The organism is Paenibacillus sp. FSL P4-0127 (assembly GCF_038007325.1).
GTDB lineage: Bacteria > Bacillota > Bacilli > Paenibacillales > Paenibacillaceae > Fontibacillus > Fontibacillus macerans.
Genome location: NZ_JBBOWY010000002.1, coordinates 894,343 through 914,416 on the forward strand (window position 1 = coordinate 894,343; position 20,074 = coordinate 914,416).

The following is a 20,074-nucleotide window of genomic DNA, read 5'->3' on the forward strand; positions in this document are numbered from 1 at the left end:
CGCCGCGGGTAGAGGAGGACGCTAGTGAAGCGGTGGATTTACATATATCGCTACGATTTGATCGCCGCCGGAGCGATTCTATTGATTGTTTTATTGTTTCTGGCGCCCATTTACGGCCGGGGGCAAATCGTGTTCAGCGATTTGGCTTTTGGCGGCCGTTCGGACCGCTACATGGAGGAAATTGTCGGCGTCTGGAATGAGCGCTGGTCTACGTCGACCCTGCTCAACGCGCCGAGGCTGCTGTATATTTTACCGTTTTATGGATTGTCTCTTGTTTTTGGAGGAAGCGGCGCCGTCCTGCTCAAGTCGTTTGTCACCTGTCTGCTGCTGGTGTCGGCGCTGTCGATGTATCTGTTTACGAAACGGCTGGCCGTAGTGTATTATTCCGATTCCGGCGACTTTACGCTCATCCGCATGATGGCTCTGCTTCCGGGGGCGTTGTTTTACGCGCTTAACCCATGGGTTGTGTTTCGCATTCAGCACATTTATTTATTGTGCGGGTACAGCTTGTTCCCGCTTGTGCTGATGCTGTTCTTCAGCGCGTTTGATCCGAAATTTCAGCGCCGGCGGATCGAAAATTACGATGTTCGCAGGCTGTACCGCCGCAACGTGGTTGACTTGTTTCTGCTTGCCGTTGTTTTTACCGTTAGCGCGGCGGCGATCCACTACTTTTTTTACGGCCTGATCTATTTGGGGATGTTTGCGGTGTTACTGGCGATCAAGCAGGGCTGGGTTTACCGCAGCGGCGGCTGGTCCGTACTTAAGGCGCTGTACCGGAACTTTCTGCTCAAAGGAGTGATCTTCGGCCTCTTCTTCGGTCTGCTCAGCTTCTATTGGCTGTCCCTGTATTTCGGCAGCATCTTGATGGATGCCCAGGTGTCCCAGAACAACATCAACGTGGTCGACACCTTGTCCCTCTTCAGCAGGAACAGCAGCCTGGTCAATGTGCTGTACTTCATCAGCTACTGGTGGCCGATGTTTCCGCTGGAGCGCTTGCCGCGCTCCTTCTACGTTGGCGGCGGCGTGCTCTTGGCGCTGATCGCATTAAGCATGCTGACAGCGTCGCGCCGGTTTTCCATCATTTTGATGTTTACGTTGCTGACGTTTGTGTTTGCGCTCGTGGCGACAGGGGTTAAAATCCCGCTGTTGGCCAAGGCGTTTGTCCTGCTGGTGACCAAGACGCCGATCATCGGCACGATGTTCCGCGACCCGAACAAAATCGTCGGACTTCTTGCCGTCAATTTCAGCGTGCTTTTGTCCTTTGGCGTCATCCGGGCGTTGGCGTGGCTGAAGCCGCCGGGCTGCTCCCGTGTTGTGAAAGCGGCGGCGGTGCTGGCCGTGCTGGGCTGTTTATGGATTTATGTCAATCCGCTGCGCGAAGAGTTTATTAAGGGCTACTACATGCCGGTGCAAATTCCCGCGGAGTATGGCGAACTGGCCGCCAAGCTGACCGATCCCAAGCAGACCAATCCCAAGCAGACCGATGCCAAGCAGACCGATGCCAAGCAGCTCGGGAGCAAGGCGCTTTATTTCCCTATCGCCGACAATATGATTCAGAGCTATAACGGTGTGGCCACACCGGTGTGGAATCAAGGAAATACGTTTATGGAAAAAGCGACCGGCGACTTTCAGGTGTATTCTTCGCCCAAGAACACGTTGTTTCACCATGAGGGGAACGCGCCGAGCATTACGTACTATTTTAATTTTCTTCAATATTTGCTGGATAACGGGCTTAGCGGCAAGCTGGGCAAGCTGTTTGCGCCTTTTGGGATCGACCAGCTTGTCTACCATCAGGAATACGCCGGGCAGGAAGAACGACAGGCGTTTAACCAAGAGCTGCTGAAGATGCAGGAAGGCTTGGACAATACGTACAATAACCGGTACTTCTCATTGTATCGGCTGGAACACGCGCTGCCCTACATGTATGTCGTCCCGCGCAAGGTGGTGACGCCTTACGGCTTCAGCCGCATGGAAAGCTACAGCCATCAACCCGGTTTTGACTTCTCCAATTTTGCGGTGCTGTTTACCGGCTTAAACCCCTCGCTGCCGATCTTGCCGGCCGTGAACCAAGGGGATTATTTGGAGGCGGCTTCGTTTGACGATCTGCTGTTGTCCCAGCTTCCCGCCGAGTATTACCTGCGCCCGTTCGATGCCATCGAGGACGGGAACGCTTATCTGAAATGGTCGAAAACGCTGGTTTCCAACAATGATTGGCTGTGGTATTTGGCCTCGCAAAATATCGGCAATTATCCCTTTGACATGGACCTGAACGCCGGGACCGCCGTTACCTTTGCCACCAGCAAGCTGGATGTCGCACCTTATATGATGGACCGGGTCAAAGGGAAAACGGTGCTTGATCTTGACGGCATGCTGAGCGAGAACCGATTTTTTACCGCCGATAACCCGGACCTGTTCAAAATCGAGGCGGCCTCCTCAAGTTCGGCGGAGCGGTTGCCCAAACTGTACGGAGAGATTATGAAGGGAGAACCGAAGAACATCTGGCAGGTGGCCAAATCGGGTTTGCTGGAGGCGAAGGAAAACAACCCTTATCAATTTTCCATTACGGCTTCCGGCAAGGGGACAAACCAATTGCATTTCAAGGTCCGTTTTTATGATGAAAATAAAAATGAGCTCGGCATCCATTATGTCGTCGCCCCTACGACGGAAAGCGACTTTGACGGGGCCCGCTTTTACGGGGAGTTTATCACGCCGCCCGGCACCACGCGGATGCGGATCGACCTGCTGACCCGGCAGCGGCCAGAGCAAAATACCTATTGGCGGATTCATGCGATTGATCTGGCCGATCTCGGGGCGTATAAGAAACCGAACACTTTTGTCATGCATAAAACGATGGACAAGCAGCAGCTAGCGCGGATCTACGCGCGGGTGCTGATCAACAAAGCGGGGGGGAGCATCCGTGTTACGTTGCCGGACGGGACGGTCGATGTGCCGACCAAAGACGACAGCATCAATCAGTTTCAATGGGTGGACTTGGGACAGCATCTGCTGCCGCAGGGGGAGGTGAATGTTTCGGTAACCAATGTTCAGGGATTTAATGCCGTCAATACGCTGGCAATCGTTCCTGACGAGAAGCGGGAGGAACTGGCGCTTCCCGTGAAGCGGGCGATCGAGCGGGCCAAGCTGTTTTTGGTGCTGGAGGCGGAGCACGATTTTATGGGATTGGGGAACGTGCAAAGCGATCGTGCTTACCCGAAATTGAGCATGGGCCGCGGGGTCAGCTACCAGGACGGGGAGCTGCGCAGAACCGTGGAAATTTTGCGGGACGGCGATTATTCGGCGGCACTGCTGGCCAATTTGCCGTCCGGTCACCGCGGCAAGCTGACGGTAACCTTGACCAATCAGGCGTCCGGGGAAGTGATTAAACGCACCGTACAAGCGGCGGGGGCAAGTATACTTCGGACAGAGGATACGGTGATCGAAACCGACCGTTTGCGGGAGACATTCCCCAAAAAGCTGCTTTGTCTGCCCGCAGTTTTGGCGGATTACCGGCGCCATGAAATCCGGAATTTGCATTTGGCTAAAGGAACTTACACGCTGTCGATCGTTTTCGACAGTTCGGTTCCGTCGCTGAGCTCGCCGGCGGATTTTCAGGCGCCGGAGCAAGCATCCGGCCAAGCGGCGCCCGCTGTGGTGGATACGCCTTCCAATGCGTCGTCCAACGCTCCGTCCAATGCGTCGTCCAATGCTCCGTCCAATGCTCCGTCCAATGTGCCGACCAATGCGCCGTCGGATGCACCGGTGCATGCGGAAGAAGCGTGCGTCCGTCTTCCGCTGGGCCGCTCGGAGCTGAAAACAGCGGCGGACCAGCTGGAAATCCGCTATTCTCCCAGCGCTTCCTGCGCCTGGTATACCTATGAATCCGGCTTGATGCCCGCAGAAGCGAATGGGGAGTACCTGGTAAGCTTTGACGCTGTATCGGAGAATGCTCCCGGCCGGCATTTGAAAGTGGTGTTTTTTAACGATCAAGATGAAGTGATTGCAACTTCCTACGTCGATGAGATCGAAGAGAGCTACAAAAACAAGTGGAATCATTATGAGCAGATCTTTACTGCGCCCGAAGGGGCGGCGGGGATGCGGATTCAAGTGCTGGCGAAGGGGGATCGCCGGGAAAAAGGGTTTTTCCGGATGAAAAATTATTCGGTCATTCCGTACAAAGACATGATTTTGCTCGATCAATTTATCCTTTTTGAAGGGGACGGCAGCAGCCCCTTTTTCATCTCTCCGCCGCATCCGCCCGAGGTGACGGTTCAGCGCATAGATGCGATGAGCCGCAGGTTTACGCTCCACAATCCGCGGCATGAGCAGGTGCTGATCAATGAGAGCGAATCGCCCCATCCGCTGTGGGAGCTTGAACTAAACGGAGAGAAGCAACGGGCGCGCATCGCCGTTAACGGGGTAACGACCGGGTTCATCACGAGCGGGAGCGGAAGCGGCAGGATCGTCGTGATTCTCCGCCGCTTCTATCAGATTGGAATCGTTTTGCTGGTGCTAAGCCTGTCGGTTGGTGCGGTATGTATTTTTGCGTTGGGCCGGCTGTTCTTCCATGAGAATTATCAACAAGGCCAAAGGCGGTTTTTTTCGTAAAACCTTATAAGGCGTACTTGTACCCGGCTCCCCATACAGTCAGAATGTGACGGGGATTTTTCGGGTCGGGTTCGATTTTTTTGCGCAAGCTGGAAATATGCACATCGATGGTGCGGTCCAAGTAGGCGCGATCGCTGCCCTTAATCCGGTCGAGCAGTTCGTTGCGGGTGAAGACCTTGCCGGGGGAGCTGGCCAACTGCTTCATAATTTCAAATTCAATATTCGTCACTTCGATCTCTTCGCCGTTTACAAATAAGCAGCGTCTGTACTCGTTTACGGCGATTTCGCCCTTTTTGGCCGTAACGGGCGAGGCGCCTGGCGATTCGCGGGCGGCCTGCGATCTTCTGAGCAGCGCTTTGATTCTGGCGTCCAGCTCCTTTAGGCTGAACGGCTTGCACAGAAAGTCGTCCGCCCCGTTTTCGAGCGCGCGAATCCGTTCATCAAGCAGGGTGTTGGCCGAAATCATCAGAACCGGTGCGGAAGTATGGGCGTGAAGCGCCCGGACCAGCTCGTTGCCGTCCATCCCGGGCAGCATCAAGTCGATGATGATCACATCGGGCTCATCTTGCTTCAGCATTTGCATCGCTTCCCGGGAATGATAGAGGCTATTCACCTGGTACCCGTTCTCTTCAAGGAAGAGAGCGATCATGTCGGTTAGATTTTTCTCATCATCAACAAGTAGTACTTTGGTACTCATTCATAAGTCACCCTCCTATTCTATGAAATAATAAAGGAAAAATTAATATTTGCAATATACAAAATTACAAAAATGATTAATATTTGAAATAATGTGACAATCATCAATTTAAAGGTGGGAGAAAAAATGCGTCTAATTTTATTGTCAGGCGGTGCGGGGAAACGGCTATGGCCTTTGTCGAACACGAACCGCCCGAAGCAGTTTTTGCCCGTGCTGCGGCATGAGGGGAAAGCGGAAAGCATGCTGCAGCGGGTTTGCCGCCAGCTTTCCGGCGCGGGGCTAGGGGAGGCGTTGTTGTTCTCGGCCGGCCTCGGACAAAGGGAGCTGATTCAAGGGCAGGTCGGCGATCTGGCGCCGATTCTCGAGGAACCGGAGCGCAGGGATACCTTTCCGGCCATCAGTCTGGCCTCCGCCTACTTGCACAGCAAGGAAGGCTGCGGTCCTGACGAAATCGTGGGGGTTATGCCGGTCGATGGCTATGCGGAGGATTCCTTTTTTCAAGCCTTGGGCAAACTGCCCGGCGTGTTGGCGGACGCTGGCGCCGATCTGGCGCTTTTGGGCGTGACCCCAGACGCGCCTGCGGATAAATTCGGTTATATTGTGACGCAGCAGCCGGCCGAAGCGGACGGAAGCTTGCGGGTGCGAGCGTTTGTGGAGAAGCCTTCCGCGGCTAGGGCCCAAACGTTGATTGACGAGGGCGCCTTATGGAACTGCGGAGTGTTCGTGTTTCGGCTTGGATTTCTGCTTGATGCGCTTAAGCAAAGGGGCCTGCCGGCGGATTACGATGAGCTGCTCGGCATGTATAAGCTGCTTCCGCGCCAAAGCTTCGACATCGAGGTGGTGGAACGAACGAAGCGCATTGTAGCCGTTCCTTATCAAGGCCGCTGGAAGGATATCGGCACATGGAATTCGCTTTCGGAAGAAATGGAGCAGCAGGTCAGCGGGAGCGGTTATGTCTGTCCGGATTCATCCGGCTCCCGGATTGTCAATGAGCTGGATATCCCCGTGGGCGTATGGAGAGTGCCCAACATTGTCGTGGCCGCGGGACCGGACGGTATTCTGGTCACCGACCGGGAAGCGTCGGCCGGCATTAAAGATATGGTGGCTCAAGTCGAAATCACCCCCCGTTTTAAAGAAACCGGGTGGGGCCGGAAGACGGTGTTGACCGCAAGACGCGCGGGCGAAACGGAATCGTTGACCAACCGGGCCGTGATTTCCGCAGGCCGTTTTATCGGTTATCATGAACATGGGCGGCGCAAAGAAATCTGGATCGTGATTGCCGGCGCGGGCGAAGCGTGCATTGACGGCCAAACGTTTCCCGTAGAGGCGGGAAGCGTTGTTGTCGTTGAGCCCGGCATGAAACATGCGCTGTTGGCGTACAGCGATCTGGAGTTGATCGAACTGCAAATCGGCCGAAAAATCGAAGACAGCGACATGATCCGTTATGCCGATCCTTGGATGGCGAAGGAGGGAAAGGGGGAAGAGCAAAACCATGAGGTGCCGGCCAGGCGGTAAAACCGGACAAGCGGTTGGCGAATGAGAGAAAACATGGCTGAGGAACAACAGGACATCGATACGTACTACTTGGAATCATTTCAGGAAGGTATCCTTAAATGCGACACTAGGGGGACGATCGTGTTTATGAACCGCAGGCTCAAAGATTTGTTCGGCTTGGAAGAGATGACGGGGCAGGATATTACGGCTTTTACCAAAGCTATGGATGCGAACATTCAGCAGGAGGACCATAAGCTGACCAAGACCATACAAGCGTTTCGAAAAGGAGAGGTGAACGGAAATCAGGGGAAGTTCCCATATGCCCAAGGACCTAGGCGTTTGTTCTCGTTTTATGTAAGCCCGGTATTGGATACCGCGCAAACGGCGTGTTACGGGTATTTATTGGTATTTCGGGAATGCGGCGAAGAAGAGGCGGCCGATCCGCAGAGACGCGAAATGATCAGCGTGGTCTCCCACGAATTAAGGACACCTCTGACGACGCTGCTGGGCTATGTGGAAATGTTGATGCAGTACGATATTTCCGCGGAGAACAGGCGGCGTTACATGGAAATCATTTTTGCGGAAGGAAACCGGTTGTCCCATCTGCTTGAGGATGTTTTGGACAGTGAGCGGCTGGAATCGGGAGGGTATAACTATCATAAAACTTATGTACCGCTGATTGAACTCATTCACGAAGTGACCGAACGGTGGAATTTGAAATCATCGCATCTTATCGAGGTGGATTCCGAGGTTGAAGACGCTTTCATCTACGCGGACCGGTTTAGAATGTCTCAAGTTTTTGACAATTTAATCAGCAATGCGATTAAATATTCTCCCGGCAAACCATTAGTACTCATCCGAATCGCGGAAGAAGCAGACTATTATATCATCGAGGTTACGGATTACGGAATAGGAATTCCCGCGGAGATGCATGCGCGGCTGTTCGATAAATTTTATCGAGCCGGTCATTCGGGTTCCCGTCAAATTAAGGGCAGCGGCGTGGGCCTTTATATCGTCAAAAAAATTGCAACAGACCACGGGGGGACGATTACGTTAACCTCGGAAGTAGGGCAAGGAAGTACATTCCGCTTGCGTATGCCAAAACCCGTTCATTTGGATTAAGCGTTTCCTATTTTATAGCACAAAAACCCAAAACGGCGCTTGACCAAACGATCATGAGAGACTCCTGCGAAAAGCGCAAAACATAAGGGCAAAAAATGCCGCTATTCCGGCGATATCCGTCAATTTGAGAGAAATAGAGACGATTTATGCCGCTATTGTCTTCAGTCGCAAGGAAACGCCCGCGTTCTGGGCCCTTCACAAGCGAATAAGGAACAAAGATGCCGCTAATGGGGATGAACATGCCCGGCTCCGGATAATAAGCACATAAATTACCGCTATTTTGAAGACCGGCGTTTGGTGCGCTCCAGCAGCCGACTGTCGAATACCTGTTTTCTAGGTTGAGCCTACTTAAATTAATATACATATAAAAAAACAAAAAAAGCCTTCTGTTCGGTAGCTGGCTGCCATCCTTGCGGGAAGGCCCTTTAGCTTTGCGTCGCTGCCTTTCGACAGGTTTGCCGTTTATCGTAGCCGCTTTTTTCACAAAAAACATCGTATCACGATTCCATAAAACATGCAATCCATTTCCTGGTAATCCGGGTGCGCAAAATTTCTCTTGCCACTCTTGGAATATTAAGGTATGATAGTACCCTTCTTGCAAAATCGCCTTGACTGAAGTGGACGGGTCTGCCCGTCTATGAGGGGGACCCCCCCTCTAAATAAGCTTATCGGAGGTGTTTAACCGGATGCTTTATTTCACGCTGGCTTCCAAAGCCTATGCCCGCAATTTGCAGTACCGCGGAGCCCATATGGTGCACAACCTCGCGAGCGCGATGTTCGGATTTATGTATGCGTGCATCTGGATCGGGTTGGGGAAGGACCACCCGCTGGGAGAGTACGGAACGCAGGGAATGGTGAATTATATCGCCTTCACCCAGGCGTGTCTCTGGATCACCAGCTTCATCACGAACGGGCTCGGCATCCCCCAATCCGTCAGGACCGGGCAAATCGCGCTTGATCTGATGCGTCCCGTCCATCTGTTCAGCCATACGATGGCCAGGGAATGGGGACAGATCGCCTACCAGTTCATTTTCAAATCCATCCCGATTTATCTCCTGTATTTCTTCATTTTTTCATTGCAAATTCCAAATCAATGGACCGCCGTGTTGTACACCGTGTTAGGGTTGCTCGGGGCCTCCTATCTGTCGATCTGCATCAATTATTTGATCGGCGTAAGCGCCTTGTGGACGATGGAATCGTCCTGGCTCTATTGGGCCAATAGCGCGCTGATCAATTTGCTTGCCGGATTTTTCATCCCGTTGGAATGGCTGCCCGGACCGCTGGAAAACCTCGCCTGGCTATCGCCTTACCCTTACCTGCTCTATGTTCCCACAACGATTTATCTTGGAAACGGAAGCGGCTCCGCCTTATGGGGAACGCTGCTTTGGTGCGTCCTGATGACTGCTTGCTGCTTGCTGGCAACCCGGCTGCTGCGGCGGAAAGTGGAGGTGCAGGGCGGATGAACGAGAGGAAGGGGCCTGGCGCTGAGAACGGGCAAAAGCCTGGGAGAGGGCGGAAGCCAAAGAACGGGCGGAAGTCTAAGAGCGGGCAGAAGCCTATGAGCGGCATAGACGGCACGCACGAAATGTACGATGACATTAGCGGCAGCGGCGGACGATTCTCGAAGGTCACTGCCGGCCCGACCCGGTCCGCTGGCGCGAAGCCGATGTCTTGGCTGAACCTGTACCGGCTGCTGATCCGTACGAGCATAAAAAGCCGGATGCAGTACAAATTCAATTTTGTGCTGGGTACGGTGCTGGCCGCGTTGATCCAGATTTCCGAATTTCTGATGATCGCGATCGTTCTGGACAAGTTCGGCGTAATACAGGGCTGGTCGGTTTACGAGATCGGGTATTTGTTTGCGGTGATGACGTTGTCCAGGACGCTGTACCGCACGTTTGCCGAGGAGGTGCACCATCTGGAAAAATACCTGGTCGGCGGAGAGCTCGACCAGCTATTGACGCGGCCGATGCCGGTGCTGCTCGCTTTAATGCCGCAGAACTTCCGGCTGATGCCCGGCGAACTGCTGCAGGGCGGTTTCATCCTGTGCTGGTCGCTCGGCGCGATGACGCATAGCGGACAAGTCGGCTGGATTGCAGTACCGTTTACGCTATTCATTATCGTTACCGGCGCGGTCATTTTGTTTTCTATCGGACTTGCTACGGCTACGCTCGGTTTCTGGACGACCCGCATCAGCGAACTGCAAAACTTCACCGAGGATGCCGCTCAAACGGCGGCGCGATACCCGCTCACCCTGTATCCGAAGTGGATGTCCTCGCTATTTTTGTTCGTGATCCCGGTCGGCTTTGTGAATTATGTACCTTCGCTCTATATTTTACGGGGCGAATGGGGGCCGTGGATCCTTGCGGCGACGGCGGGGGCGGCGGCGGTATGCTTAGCCGCAAGCCTGCGGTTCTGGCTGTTCGGCATCACGAAATATCAAAGCACAGGAAGCTAAGCGCACAGGGAGAGTAAGAACGGAAGGCCGTAAGTACAAGGAAGCTAGTGCGTACGAGTAAGTGAAGGCATGCTGTGTATAAGTCAGTGAAGGCATGCTGCGTAAGGGTAAGCGAAGGCATACAGGACGAAAAGGAGGAGCGGCTTATGATCGAAGCCAGCCATTTATATAAGGAGTTCAAAACACCCGTCGTGCGGGAGGGAAAGCTGTCCGGCCTGCGTACGCTGTTTTCGCGGGAATACCGGCTGAAAGAGGCGGTCCGGGGCATCAGCTTCAACATCGAGCGCGGGGAGTTTGTCGGTTATATCGGTCCCAACGGCGCAGGCAAGTCGACGACGATCAAGATGCTCACCGGCATTTTGCATCCGACCTCAGGCACGGTTATGATCGGCGGCCTCAATCCCCATCGCGACCGGCGGCGGGCCGTTCGCAGGTTGGGTGTCGTGTTCGGACAACGCAGCCAGCTGTGGTGGGATTTGCCCGTGAAGGATTCCTACGACATCCTAGCGGAAATGTACGGCGTAAGCCCGGCGGAAAAACGGGAGCGCCTGGACCGGTTTGCCGAGCTGCTGGACCTGCACGAATTTTGGATGACGCCGGTGCGCAAGCTGTCGCTGGGCCAGCGGATGCGGGCGGACATTGCGGCCGCCATGCTGCACGATCCGGATTTGCTGTTCCTCGATGAACCGACGATCGGCCTTGACGTGCACGCCAAACGCAACATCCGCCAGTTTTTGCAAACCTTGAACAAGGAATTCGGGAAAACGATCCTGCTTACCACGCACGACATGGACGATATCGAGCAGCTCTGCAGCCGCGTGATGGTGATTAATCACGGGCAGCTCGCCTATGACGGGACGATCCGCGCGCTGCGGGACATGATCGGCTTGCCGACGGTCATCCGCGTAAAGTTCCGGGGCGGGTTTCGGATGCCGGAGGGATGGAGAGAGGCGCGACATGTTGCCTCGAACCCGGGGGAAGGGATCAAGGCGCGGCATGTTGCCGGGAACCAGGAGGAAGGGTTCGAGGTACGGCATGTTGCAGGTTCCCCGGATGGCGCTGCCTCGGCCGGATTCGTTCGGGCGACGGCGGGTCCGCAGGCCGTTCGGGCCACGTTCGCCCCGTCCGGCCTGCCGTTTCGCGTCACAGGCATAGAGGAGAACACGGTCGTCATCGAAGCCGACCGGCGCGAGATCGGGACCATGGAGATCATCCGGGAGCTTGGCGGCTGGGGAGAAATCGACGAAGTCGACATGGAGGAGCCCGATTTCGAGGAGGTTATCCGCAGCTTTTCGGCGTCGTAGGTATCGCTGAGCTGCTGCTGGCAGTGGCAAAACGAGCTAAAAGGGCTAATAAGGTCCGCTGTATCCGTTGCATGCTACAGATTACACTAGTGTTTGCTCCGATACTTTTCAGATTTCCCGCAATTGCTAGGTTTTCGAGCCGATATTACACCTGCTGAGAATCTAACGGTTGTTGCAGCTGCTATTTTACGAAAAAAGATCTTTTTAAAGTCCTAAAGCCGAGATCAGTGCTTGACAAAATAAGCGTCTTGGTATCCCTGCATGCTGCTTTGCACGATTATTCCTTTTGTTCAGGGGGGAGAGGGTGAGGGCTAATCTCGGTCCTTTCATTTTCCCGGTGTCTTGCCCTATTCCTCCCTTCAGGTCTGCTTCACTTCTCCAACCTCCTTCTCACAAGCCTGTCTAACGATCTGGAACTAATGATCTCGAACTAATGATCTCGAACAAATGATCTCGAACATGTCCGCTGCTCCCAAACCTATTTTCCTCTCCTAAATTCTCTTCCTCTCTGCTTCCGGATCAAATGGGATAATCGTGCAAAGCGTCCGGACAGCGGATGTTGATCTGCTCTAATCTGAGTCAAATAGCCGGGTTTTAGCTAAATAAGCGCTAAGGCAACCGTTAGAATAGATCTTCCGGCTGGGGAGTTGGATAGATACGGCGAATCTCCCATAAACTATGTTCGATCAGAGGAAAAATTAATGAAGAAGCAGGCTATGAGTTACGAAGTGATAGTTACGAAGTGGTAGTTACAAAGTGATAGGAGTGAAATTGTGAAGAAAATAGGGCATGTTACGTTGCTGGTGAAAAATTACGATGAAGCGATTGAGTTCTACACGAAGAAGGCGGGTTTCGTCCTGCTGACGGATAACGCGTTCGGAGGCGGGATGCGTTGGGTGACCGTCGCCCCGGCTCAAGATGCCGGAACGGCGATCGTTTTTGTCGAGGCCGACACGGCGGACAAAGCGGATAGGGTCGGCAGCCAGGCGGCCGGTCACGTTTTTCTGACCGTTCAGACTGAGGATTGCTATCGCGATTACGAGCATATGAAGGCAAACGGGGTCAAATTTTTCGGTGAGCCAAAGGAAGTGCCGTGGGGGATCGAGGTCGTGTTCGAGGATCTTTACGGAAATCGCTTGGACCTGGTCCAGCATAACGGAATGTAGAAATGCAGCAAAATGCAAGGCGGCCTTGGCTTAAATCGCTCGAGCCAAGGCCGCCTGTTTTTTCTGCTTATTTGATTTTGATCGTGTGAACGGCGGTGCCGGTAGCTCCGTCATTATCGGTGACCGTCAGCGTCACGGTGTAGGTTCCGGCGCGGTCAAAGCGATGCTTTACTTTCGCGCCGGACGCGCTGCCGCCGTCGCCGAACTGCCAGCTGTAGCTGACGATGCGGCCGTCCTCGTCCGAGGAACGTCTGCCGTCGAATTCAACCTGCTTTCTCTTCTGCGCGCTATTAGCGGCCTTGATCACGGCTTTGGGAGCCAAATTGTCGTCCGGGGGATTTTGCCCGGGGTCCTCGCCCGGATCTTCACCCGGCGGGTTGCCGCCCGGCGCGGCGACGAACAATCGGCCCGGGGCCTGGAAGTCGCCGGCGTTCCCGGCTTCGTCCCGCACGCTGACGACGATCACTCCGCCGTCAAGCACAAGCGATGCCGGCGTGACATAAACGCCCTCATAATGCCCCGGGGAGGTTTCTTCCAGGGCGATTCCGTTGCCGCCGCTTCCCGCCAGCGCCACCGGCAGCTCGATGCGGAACGAGGCATCAAGTCCCGGAACGCTGTCAAAAGCTACGGTAAGCGGTTCGCCGGCGGTCAAATGCACGTCTTCGGCCGGGGAGAGGCCCGTGATTTCGGGCAGCTCGAGATCGACATAAACGGCGCGGGTGACCGTCGTTTCGTTGCCGGCCCGGTCGGTGGCCGTGACCGTAACGATATTTTCGCCGGCATTTATCAAAATGCGGTGGGCGAAGGAGCCCGCGTCTCCGGCGGCAACCTCAGCGCCGTTAACGGTCAGCTTGCTCAGATAATCGTCTAGGGCGGTACCGGCCACATTCAGCACTTCCGAATTGGTGCGGAATCCGTCCCGCGGCGATACGACGTCGAGCTGCGGTGCGTCGCTGTCAAGCGTCACCGTCCGCGGGAGCGAACGGTCGGTCGTTTTGCCGTTTACCACGACCTCCGCGCTCAGTTCGTTCGCGCCGGAATGCAGCTCGGTATTCAAGCTGAACCGCCCGTTCTCCACAGTCGCCGTACCGGCCGGTTCCGTGCCGTTGTACAGCTTAATCGTCGCCTCATTGGCCGGCGACGTTCCCGTTACGGCAATCGTCGGCTGGTTCGTAAAGGAGCCGGCCGCCGGCGAGGTAATCACCGGCGCGTTCACCGGGTAGCGGACAATGGCGCGGATCATAAAGTTGCCGTCCTCTTCCTTCGTCTGGCTCCAGACGCCGCTGACCCGCTGCCAACTGCGGCCGGCGTGCGGACCGTTCTCATCTGCCGCGAGGCCCGGCGCGCTGGTGCCCGCCAACGTTTGGATATAGACGATGTAGAAGTCGCCTTCGACCGTCACCGGCTCCGGCAATTCCAGCGTCGTCCACCGGTCGTTGCGCAGCGCCGTGCCGTCAAACGGTCCTGCAAGCTGGCGGCCCGGCGAGCCGTCCGGTCCGGAGGCGTCGAATACCGCATACTGGAACGCCGTTCCGCCCGGTACGGGCCATTCCTCGTTCCAGAACCGGATGGAGGCGCCGGTCACTTGCGCAGCGCCGGATTCCGGCGTCATCCGCACCGCCCAGGCGTTGCCTGCGGAGTTAAAGGACCAGGCGTTTTCCGCCGTGCCGTCGTCGTAGCCGATTTCGCCCGGGAAGCCGATGAACGGCTTGAGCGCGAGCGATCCGTCGGCGCTGCCGTCCGGCGGCACGGTTATGGTGATTGTGCCGCTGTAATAGTCGCGCGCCGACACCGACAGCGTGTACGTTCCTTCCAGCACTTCCAGCGAGAAGCCGCCGTCCTCACCGGTGCGCAGCGGGGCGATGGCCGCGTCCTCAAGCACGATTACGGTAGCGTCCGCGATCGGCTCGCCGCTGCGTTCGTCGCTAATCGTGCCGGCGATTTGCCCTTTCGGGATCGCCTGCAAATTGAAGTTAGCCTTCGCGTTCTTCTGATCTTCAATCGAGACCGGCAGTGTTTGTGGATAATAGCCGTAGGCTTCCGCCTTGAGCGTATAGTTGCCGGCCACATGGGTCAGGCTGTATTTTCCGGTCGCGGGGTCCGTTTTCACGGAACGTCCCGTTTCCACCACCGTCACGGTTGCGCTGGCCGGCAGGCTGCTGACGCCGACTTCACCGCTCCCCTGCGCTTTGCCGACAGCGGCATTATATTCGCTTTTGGTGGTGCGGATCAGCTTGTAGGCGGGACCGGGTTTGTCGGCCTTGGATTTTTGCGGGGTGATCTCGTCAACCACGTCTTGGGCAGCCTTCGTTGCCGGCGTATTTACGCTGAGCACCTGAACGTTGTCGATATACCAGCCCGCCTTGGCAACACTGTTATCCGTCTTCAGCCGGAAGCGGATTTTCGCCGCTCCGCCGGCATACTCGTCCAGGCTGTAGTATACGGGGCTCCACTGCTTGCCGTTCGTGCTGTGCGAAAATCTGCCCAGCTGGGCCCAGGTCGCACCGCCGTCGGAGCTGGCTTCCACGTATCCGAAATCATAGTTGCTTTCGATTTCAAACCAGTGGTCGAAGGCCAGCGTGGCATTGTCCACCCCGCTCAGATCGATGGCCGGAGACACGAGCGAGTAATCCGCTCCATTCGCGTAGGTATCGTCGAGATCCGTGCCCCACACGTTCGGGGGAGATACGGCGCTGCTCGGGCCGGGGGCGGACGGTGTGCCGCGTTCCCATTCGTCCTGCGTGCCGCTATGGGTCCAGCCGCCGTCGTCGGCGCCGTCAAAATCGTCGCTGAACAGGCTGACCGGACGTTCGATCGTCAGGGCGATTTCATTTGATTTTTCGCTTTCGTTGCCGCTGTAATCGATTGCGGCGACGGCGTAGTAATACGTGGCGCCGGTCGCGGTGGAAGCGTCCGTATAAGCCGTTTCCGCCGTCGTGGCGATCGCTTCGTAGCCCGTTCCCGAAGTTACGGAGCGATATACGGTGTATTCCTTCACGTCTTCATCGGCCGGGGCGGACCAGGAAAGCTCCGCGCTGCCGACGAAATTGACGGAACCGCTAAGCCCGCCGGGAGCCGCCGGAGCCACGTCGTCCGGAGCTTGCAGCGACAGGTCGTCAAGATACCAGCCGGCTTTTTGCACCGAACCGTCGGACGTTAAATTGAATTGCAGATAAACCTGCTGGCCGGCATAGGGGCGAAGGTCGATATATTGCGTCTTCCAGCCGCCGCTCGTTCCCGTGAATTCGGCCACCGGCGCGAAAGCGTAATCGCTCTCCTCGGAAGCGATATACACCGTGCCGTAATCCCGGTTGTTTTCAAGATCGTACCAATGTTTAAAAGAAAGCAGCGCCCCTTCCGGGCTTCCGGTGAGATCGATCGGAGGCGCCAGCAGGTAGGAGTTGGCGTTCGCGGAATAGGTGCCGCTCAGGTTCGTGGCGTACACTTTTTCCCCCGAATAGGCGCTGCCCGGGCCGCTGACCGGCGCTCCCCAGGCCCATGTGTTTCCCGTTCCGCCGGAGGCGTACCCGATCACACCGGTCTCAAAATCCTGCTCGTATCCGGGCTGAATCCCGGCCGACACGGTCACGGAATACGGGGCGGTATCAAAGCCGTTGCCCCCGTAATCGCTGACCCTGATGTAATATTCGAGCCCCGCGGTTCCGACCAGGAAGGACGGGACGGTGGCTTCATAGACGCCGTCCTGGCTCGTTCCCGACACGCGCTTCGCAGGCAGGTATAAATAATGCTCGGTTCCCGCCTCCCGGGCGTAAAATTCAACCGAAGTCACGGCGACATTATCGGCCGCATGGGCGGTTAACGTTACGTCGAAACCTTCATATATTAAAGAAGGCGGAGTATGCTCCAGCACCGGTTCTTCGAAATCGTCGCCGGCGGTGACGACCCGGCCGGACACCGTTCCGACCCCTTCGAGCACGGAACCGACAGCGTCCAGCGCATTGACGATGCCATGGCCGTATCCGTTGTTCGGCGTGTTCGGGAACTGGCTGTCCGTGCGCGGCGTCGCCGTGCCGGTGAGGACTTCTTCCAGTTGGTCGACCGTCAGCGAATGGTTGGCCTGCAGCAGCAGCGCGGCGATCGCGGTCGTATGCGGGCCGGCCATCGAGGTGCCGTTCCAGCCGCCTTCATAACCGCCGCCGGGTACGGAGGAGCGGATGTTGACGCCCGGCGCGGATACCTCCGGCTTGATCTCGCCGTAAGGCGAGGGGCCAAGCAGGGAGAAATCGGCCAGGTTGCGGTTGATGTCCGTCGCCCCTGTGGCAAATGCCTCCGGATAGTTGGCCGGATTGGCGACGGAACCGGGACCGCCCGGATTGGTGAGAGTCGTATTTCCGGCTGAAAATTCGGGGAAGATCTGGGCGTCCCGCCAGGCTTGCACGATCGGGCGGAACCATTCGTCCACCCCCGAGCCCCCACCCCACGAGTTGTTGACGACGTCGGGAGCCAGTTCGGGATGGAGATTCCCCTGCGCATCCACTGGAGCGAGCAGCCATTGCCCGCCGTCCAGGATAATGGCGTCAGTGGTCGACGGGTTGAAAATGCGCACCGCGATCCATTTTGCCCCGGGCGCTACGCCGATTTGGTTCGAGCCGTCCGGCTCCGATCCGACCATCGTGCCCATCGTGTGGGTGCCGTGCCCGTCGGTGTCCGCCGGGAGCGTGGCGTGGCTGTGCGGATCGTACCAGTTCAGCTCGGGGTTGACGATGTTTCCGGCGGCGTCAAACCCGCGCCACTTAGCGCGTAAAGCCGGGTGGGTGTATTCCACGCCGCTGTCGAGATTGGCGACGACGATCCCCGTCCCGTCGATGCCTTGGGCCCACACCTCGGGGGCGTTGACCTGGGCGATGTTCCATTCGACGCTGCTCGGCTTGACGGCCGCCGCTCCGGCGTGATCGGCCGCGGCATCCTTGACGGATGTTTCTTGACCGGCCGCCGCCTCCTGTTTGTCGATTTCCACCTTATCCAGAAACCGTTCTTCGTTGGGCAGAATCTTTTCTACCTCTGGAAACAGGGCGATTTGGTCAAGCACTTCTTTTGTACTTGTCACCGCCATGGCGTTTACGATAAAGTAGCTTTTGTAATCTTTAACCTCTCCGGACTTTTGCTCCTGCCTCAAATAGTTTTCCAAGCTGAATTGGGTGCGGGAAGCCGTTTCGCGCAGGGCGCTAATGACGGAGGTCCGGGCCGACAGCTTGGCGGCCGAAGGCGTCGCTTTTTGGGTTGCGGCTTTTTGCAGGGCCAGCTTGGAAACGGAGGCCGTATCGGTCTGTTCTTTTAATTTGACAAGATAAGTTACGTAATCGTCCTGCTTGAACTGCGTCGTGAGCTTGTCATCGATCTTGGCTTCGGCAATTTGCGGCGAGCTGGATTTTAAACTGGTGCTGGCCGCAGCGCCGGCGTTTTCGGCATAGGTCGCAGGAACAAAAGTAAGCACAAGGAGGATCGACATACCGAGTGAGAAATTTTTACGGAATCTTTTGAATCGGATCAACTTCTTCACTCCCTCTTCTAGGTTAATGGTTCCTTCGGAACATCCTCTTGTGGCAGCCCGGAGAATTGCCGGCTGTCAGTTAAAACCGGAGACGACCTGAGAGACTTGCGAAAAAAAGACGGACATTTATCGTAATTCCAAGCATCACCTCCTTTCATGGGAGAAAAGTTAACACTAGTTGCCGTTGAGTTGAGAAAGCGAGCCGCTTCGGGCAGCGGGGAGCTAACGCTTGGCGGTCGGGCCCGGTTTATACGGCAAGCCGATTAGGACATAACCAAAACGTGAAGCGGAAAACAGTGAGGTATCGGCGATAAATTCAAGCCTTCGTTGAACTACCGATGGGGTTGAGGTTGGCTGATCTATAAATTCGATAGGAAAAGTAGGTTATTTTCAATAAAAAATAAAAATAGGTAAATACTGGCTTGTTTTGAAAATAGTATATCTATGAAAATGAAAATGCACAAGTAGAATTTTATGAAAATATACATATACTCATAGAAAAATAGGAATATTTTACTATATTATTTGGCATCTAGCTGAATTTGTATGTTAGCTATATTGACATATGGTGCTTTTCGTTTTACATTAATTACAAAATGATATCGCGCGAATGAGGGTCATGGGAGAGTCCGCTTTGGAGGCGGCACCGAAGGAGCAAATAGCCGGCCATGCGGGGCGGCTTTGAATCTCTCAGGTACAAGGACCATGGCCTGACGCGACTCTGGAGAGAGCGAAAGCCACCCAAGGGGTACGTGGTTCCGGCCAACGGAAGCATCAAACTCTCAGGTAACGGGGACAGAGAAAAGGCTGCAAGCCTTTTTTCTGTCCTTTTTGGCGCTTGGAGGGCATCGGGTATTTTTCCTACATAGGCATCGAATCTTGAATTCAGCCTGGCCCAAGCCTTCGCTTCGGTGCTGAAAACCGACCTTTTTGAACACGCACTAATAGGGAAAGCTGAAAGTAAGATTTTTGCGAAATGGTGAAAACAAAGATATTGGGGAACGGGGAAGATGACCATGCGGTTTAAAAATGTATTTTCGATTATTGGTCCGGCGATGATTGGACCGTCCAGTTCCCATACCGCGGGGGCGGTACGGATCGGGCGTTTTGCGCGGCAGCTGTTGGGAGAGGCGCCCGCCGAAGCGCATATCTGCTTCTACGGATCGTTTGCGGAAACGTATCAGGGGCATGGCACGGATCTGGCCGTTGCCGGCGGGATATTGGATTATCGCACGGATGACGAGCGCATCCGGGAGTCGCTGCAAATCGCGGAAGAAACGGGGATAAAGCTTGACTTTACGACCGGCGTTCAGCCGGGGGTCCATCCCAATACGGTAAAAATCGCACTGGCCGGCGAAAACCGCAAGGTCGAGGTGACGGGCGCGTCGATCGGCGGCGGGAACATTGCGATCCAGGGCATCAACGGGTTTGAGGTCAAGTGTTCGGGCGAGCTGCCGACGCTTGTGATCGAGCATGCCGACCGCCAGGGCATGTTGGCCGGCATCACGGCGCTGTTCAGCCGGGCGGACGTGAACATCGGCTATATCATAACCGACCGGAAGGGCAGGACCGAAGAAGCCTTGACCGTCGTCGAGGCGGATGGGGCGATTCCGGGCGCGCTCATCGAAGCGGTCGAAAAGCTTCCGCACGTGAGCCGGACGGCTTACATCGATTTAACGTAAAGCGTTTGACATCAAAGTGAAGGGGTAGATAAAC

11 protein-coding genes and 2 riboswitches are annotated in these 20,074 nt (G+C 55.7%); of the genes, 8 read left to right on the forward strand and 3 right to left on the reverse strand.

What is annotated here, in order from left to right:
• The first annotated feature begins 24 nt into the window (after positions 1 to 24).
• Positions 25 to 4,605 carry a hypothetical protein gene (locus tag NYE74_RS30395; protein ID WP_341005476.1) on the forward strand — a complete coding sequence of 1,527 codons (4,581 nt, stop codon included), beginning with the start codon at positions 25 to 27 and terminating at the stop codon, positions 4,603 to 4,605.
• 4 nt (positions 4,606 to 4,609) lie between these two features.
• Here NYE74_RS30395 and NYE74_RS30400 read toward each other — a convergent pair whose 3' ends face one another.
• Positions 4,610 to 5,302 (reverse strand): response regulator transcription factor, encoded by a 693-nt coding sequence (locus tag NYE74_RS30400; protein WP_316560597.1) that lies wholly within the window; start codon positions 5,300 to 5,302, stop codon positions 4,610 to 4,612.
• Between the two features lie 126 nt (positions 5,303 to 5,428).
• Between NYE74_RS30400 and NYE74_RS30405 the strand changes: the two genes are divergently transcribed.
• Both NYE74_RS30405 and NYE74_RS30410 read left to right on the forward strand, forming a co-directional pair.
• Positions 5,429 to 6,817, forward strand: a complete 1,389-nt coding sequence (locus tag NYE74_RS30405; RefSeq protein WP_316560596.1) for a sugar phosphate nucleotidyltransferase — start codon at positions 5,429 to 5,431, stop codon at positions 6,815 to 6,817.
• A 33-nt stretch (positions 6,818 to 6,850) separates the two neighbouring features.
• Complete coding sequence (locus NYE74_RS30410) at positions 6,851 to 7,918, forward strand: PAS domain-containing sensor histidine kinase (RefSeq protein ID WP_170179977.1); 1,068 nt, start codon at positions 6,851 to 6,853, stop codon at positions 7,916 to 7,918.
• Positions 7,919 to 7,925: 7 nt separating this feature from the next.
• Here NYE74_RS30410 and NYE74_RS30415 read toward each other — a convergent pair whose 3' ends face one another.
• Complete coding sequence (locus NYE74_RS30415) at positions 7,926 to 8,294, reverse strand: hypothetical protein (RefSeq protein ID WP_316560595.1); 369 nt, start codon at positions 8,292 to 8,294, stop codon at positions 7,926 to 7,928.
• 13 nt (positions 8,295 to 8,307) lie between these two features.
• Positions 8,308 to 8,388, reverse strand: a riboswitch (cyclic di-GMP riboswitch).
• Between the two features lie 216 nt (positions 8,389 to 8,604).
• On the opposite strand from NYE74_RS30415, the gene NYE74_RS30420 reads away from it, so the two are divergent.
• The 4 genes from NYE74_RS30420 to NYE74_RS30435 all read left to right on the forward strand — a co-directional run bounded on the left by NYE74_RS30420 (position 8,605) and on the right by NYE74_RS30435 (position 12,846).
• The gene (locus NYE74_RS30420) at positions 8,605 to 9,381 is read left to right on the forward strand and encodes an ABC transporter permease (RefSeq protein ID WP_036625461.1); all 777 of its coding nucleotides are present in this window, start codon (positions 8,605 to 8,607) and stop codon (positions 9,379 to 9,381) included.
• A gap of 203 nt (positions 9,382 to 9,584) precedes the next feature.
• Positions 9,585 to 10,376, forward strand: a complete 792-nt coding sequence (locus NYE74_RS30425) for an ABC transporter permease (RefSeq protein ID WP_036628694.1) — start codon at positions 9,585 to 9,587, stop codon at positions 10,374 to 10,376.
• Positions 10,377 to 10,522: 146 nt separating this feature from the next.
• A complete protein-coding gene (locus tag NYE74_RS30430) occupies positions 10,523 to 11,680 on the forward strand; it encodes an ABC transporter ATP-binding protein (RefSeq protein WP_316560594.1) in 1,158 nt (385 codons plus the stop codon).
• A gap of 773 nt (positions 11,681 to 12,453) precedes the next feature.
• Positions 12,454 to 12,846 (forward strand): VOC family protein, encoded by a 393-nt coding sequence (locus NYE74_RS30435; protein WP_227872697.1) that lies wholly within the window; start codon positions 12,454 to 12,456, stop codon positions 12,844 to 12,846.
• A 67-nt stretch (positions 12,847 to 12,913) separates the two neighbouring features.
• On the opposite strand, the gene NYE74_RS30440 is transcribed toward NYE74_RS30435, so the two are convergent.
• Positions 12,914 to 18,358 carry a S8 family serine peptidase gene (locus NYE74_RS30440; protein WP_316560593.1) on the reverse strand — a complete coding sequence of 1,815 codons (5,445 nt, stop codon included), beginning with the start codon at positions 18,356 to 18,358 and terminating at the stop codon, positions 12,914 to 12,916.
• Between the two features lie 610 nt (positions 18,359 to 18,968).
• Positions 18,969 to 19,074: riboswitch (glycine riboswitch) on the forward strand.
• Between the two features lie 300 nt (positions 19,075 to 19,374).
• Here NYE74_RS30440 and sdaAB point away from each other — a divergent pair.
• Entirely contained in the window at positions 19,375 to 20,040 is a 666-nt protein-coding gene (gene sdaAB / locus NYE74_RS30445) for an L-serine ammonia-lyase, iron-sulfur-dependent subunit beta (RefSeq protein ID WP_213510116.1), read from the forward strand.
• The last annotated feature ends 34 nt before the right edge of the window (positions 20,041 to 20,074 follow it).

Coding starts and splice junctions, on each gene's coding strand:
- NYE74_RS30430 (WP_316560594.1), top strand. CDS start 10,523: ATGATCGAAGCCAGCCATTTATATAAGGAGTTCAAAACACCCGTCGTG.
- NYE74_RS30400 (WP_316560597.1), bottom strand. CDS start 5,302: ATGAGTACCAAAGTACTACTTGTTGATGATGAGAAAAATCTAACCGAC.
- NYE74_RS30410 (WP_170179977.1), top strand. CDS start 6,851: ATGGCTGAGGAACAACAGGACATCGATACGTACTACTTGGAATCATTT.
- NYE74_RS30405 (WP_316560596.1), top strand. CDS start 5,429: ATGCGTCTAATTTTATTGTCAGGCGGTGCGGGGAAACGGCTATGGCCT.
- NYE74_RS30425 (WP_036628694.1), top strand. CDS start 9,585: ATGTCTTGGCTGAACCTGTACCGGCTGCTGATCCGTACGAGCATAAAA.
- sdaAB (WP_213510116.1), top strand. CDS start 19,375: ATGCGGTTTAAAAATGTATTTTCGATTATTGGTCCGGCGATGATTGGA.
- NYE74_RS30420 (WP_036625461.1), top strand. CDS start 8,605: ATGCTTTATTTCACGCTGGCTTCCAAAGCCTATGCCCGCAATTTGCAG.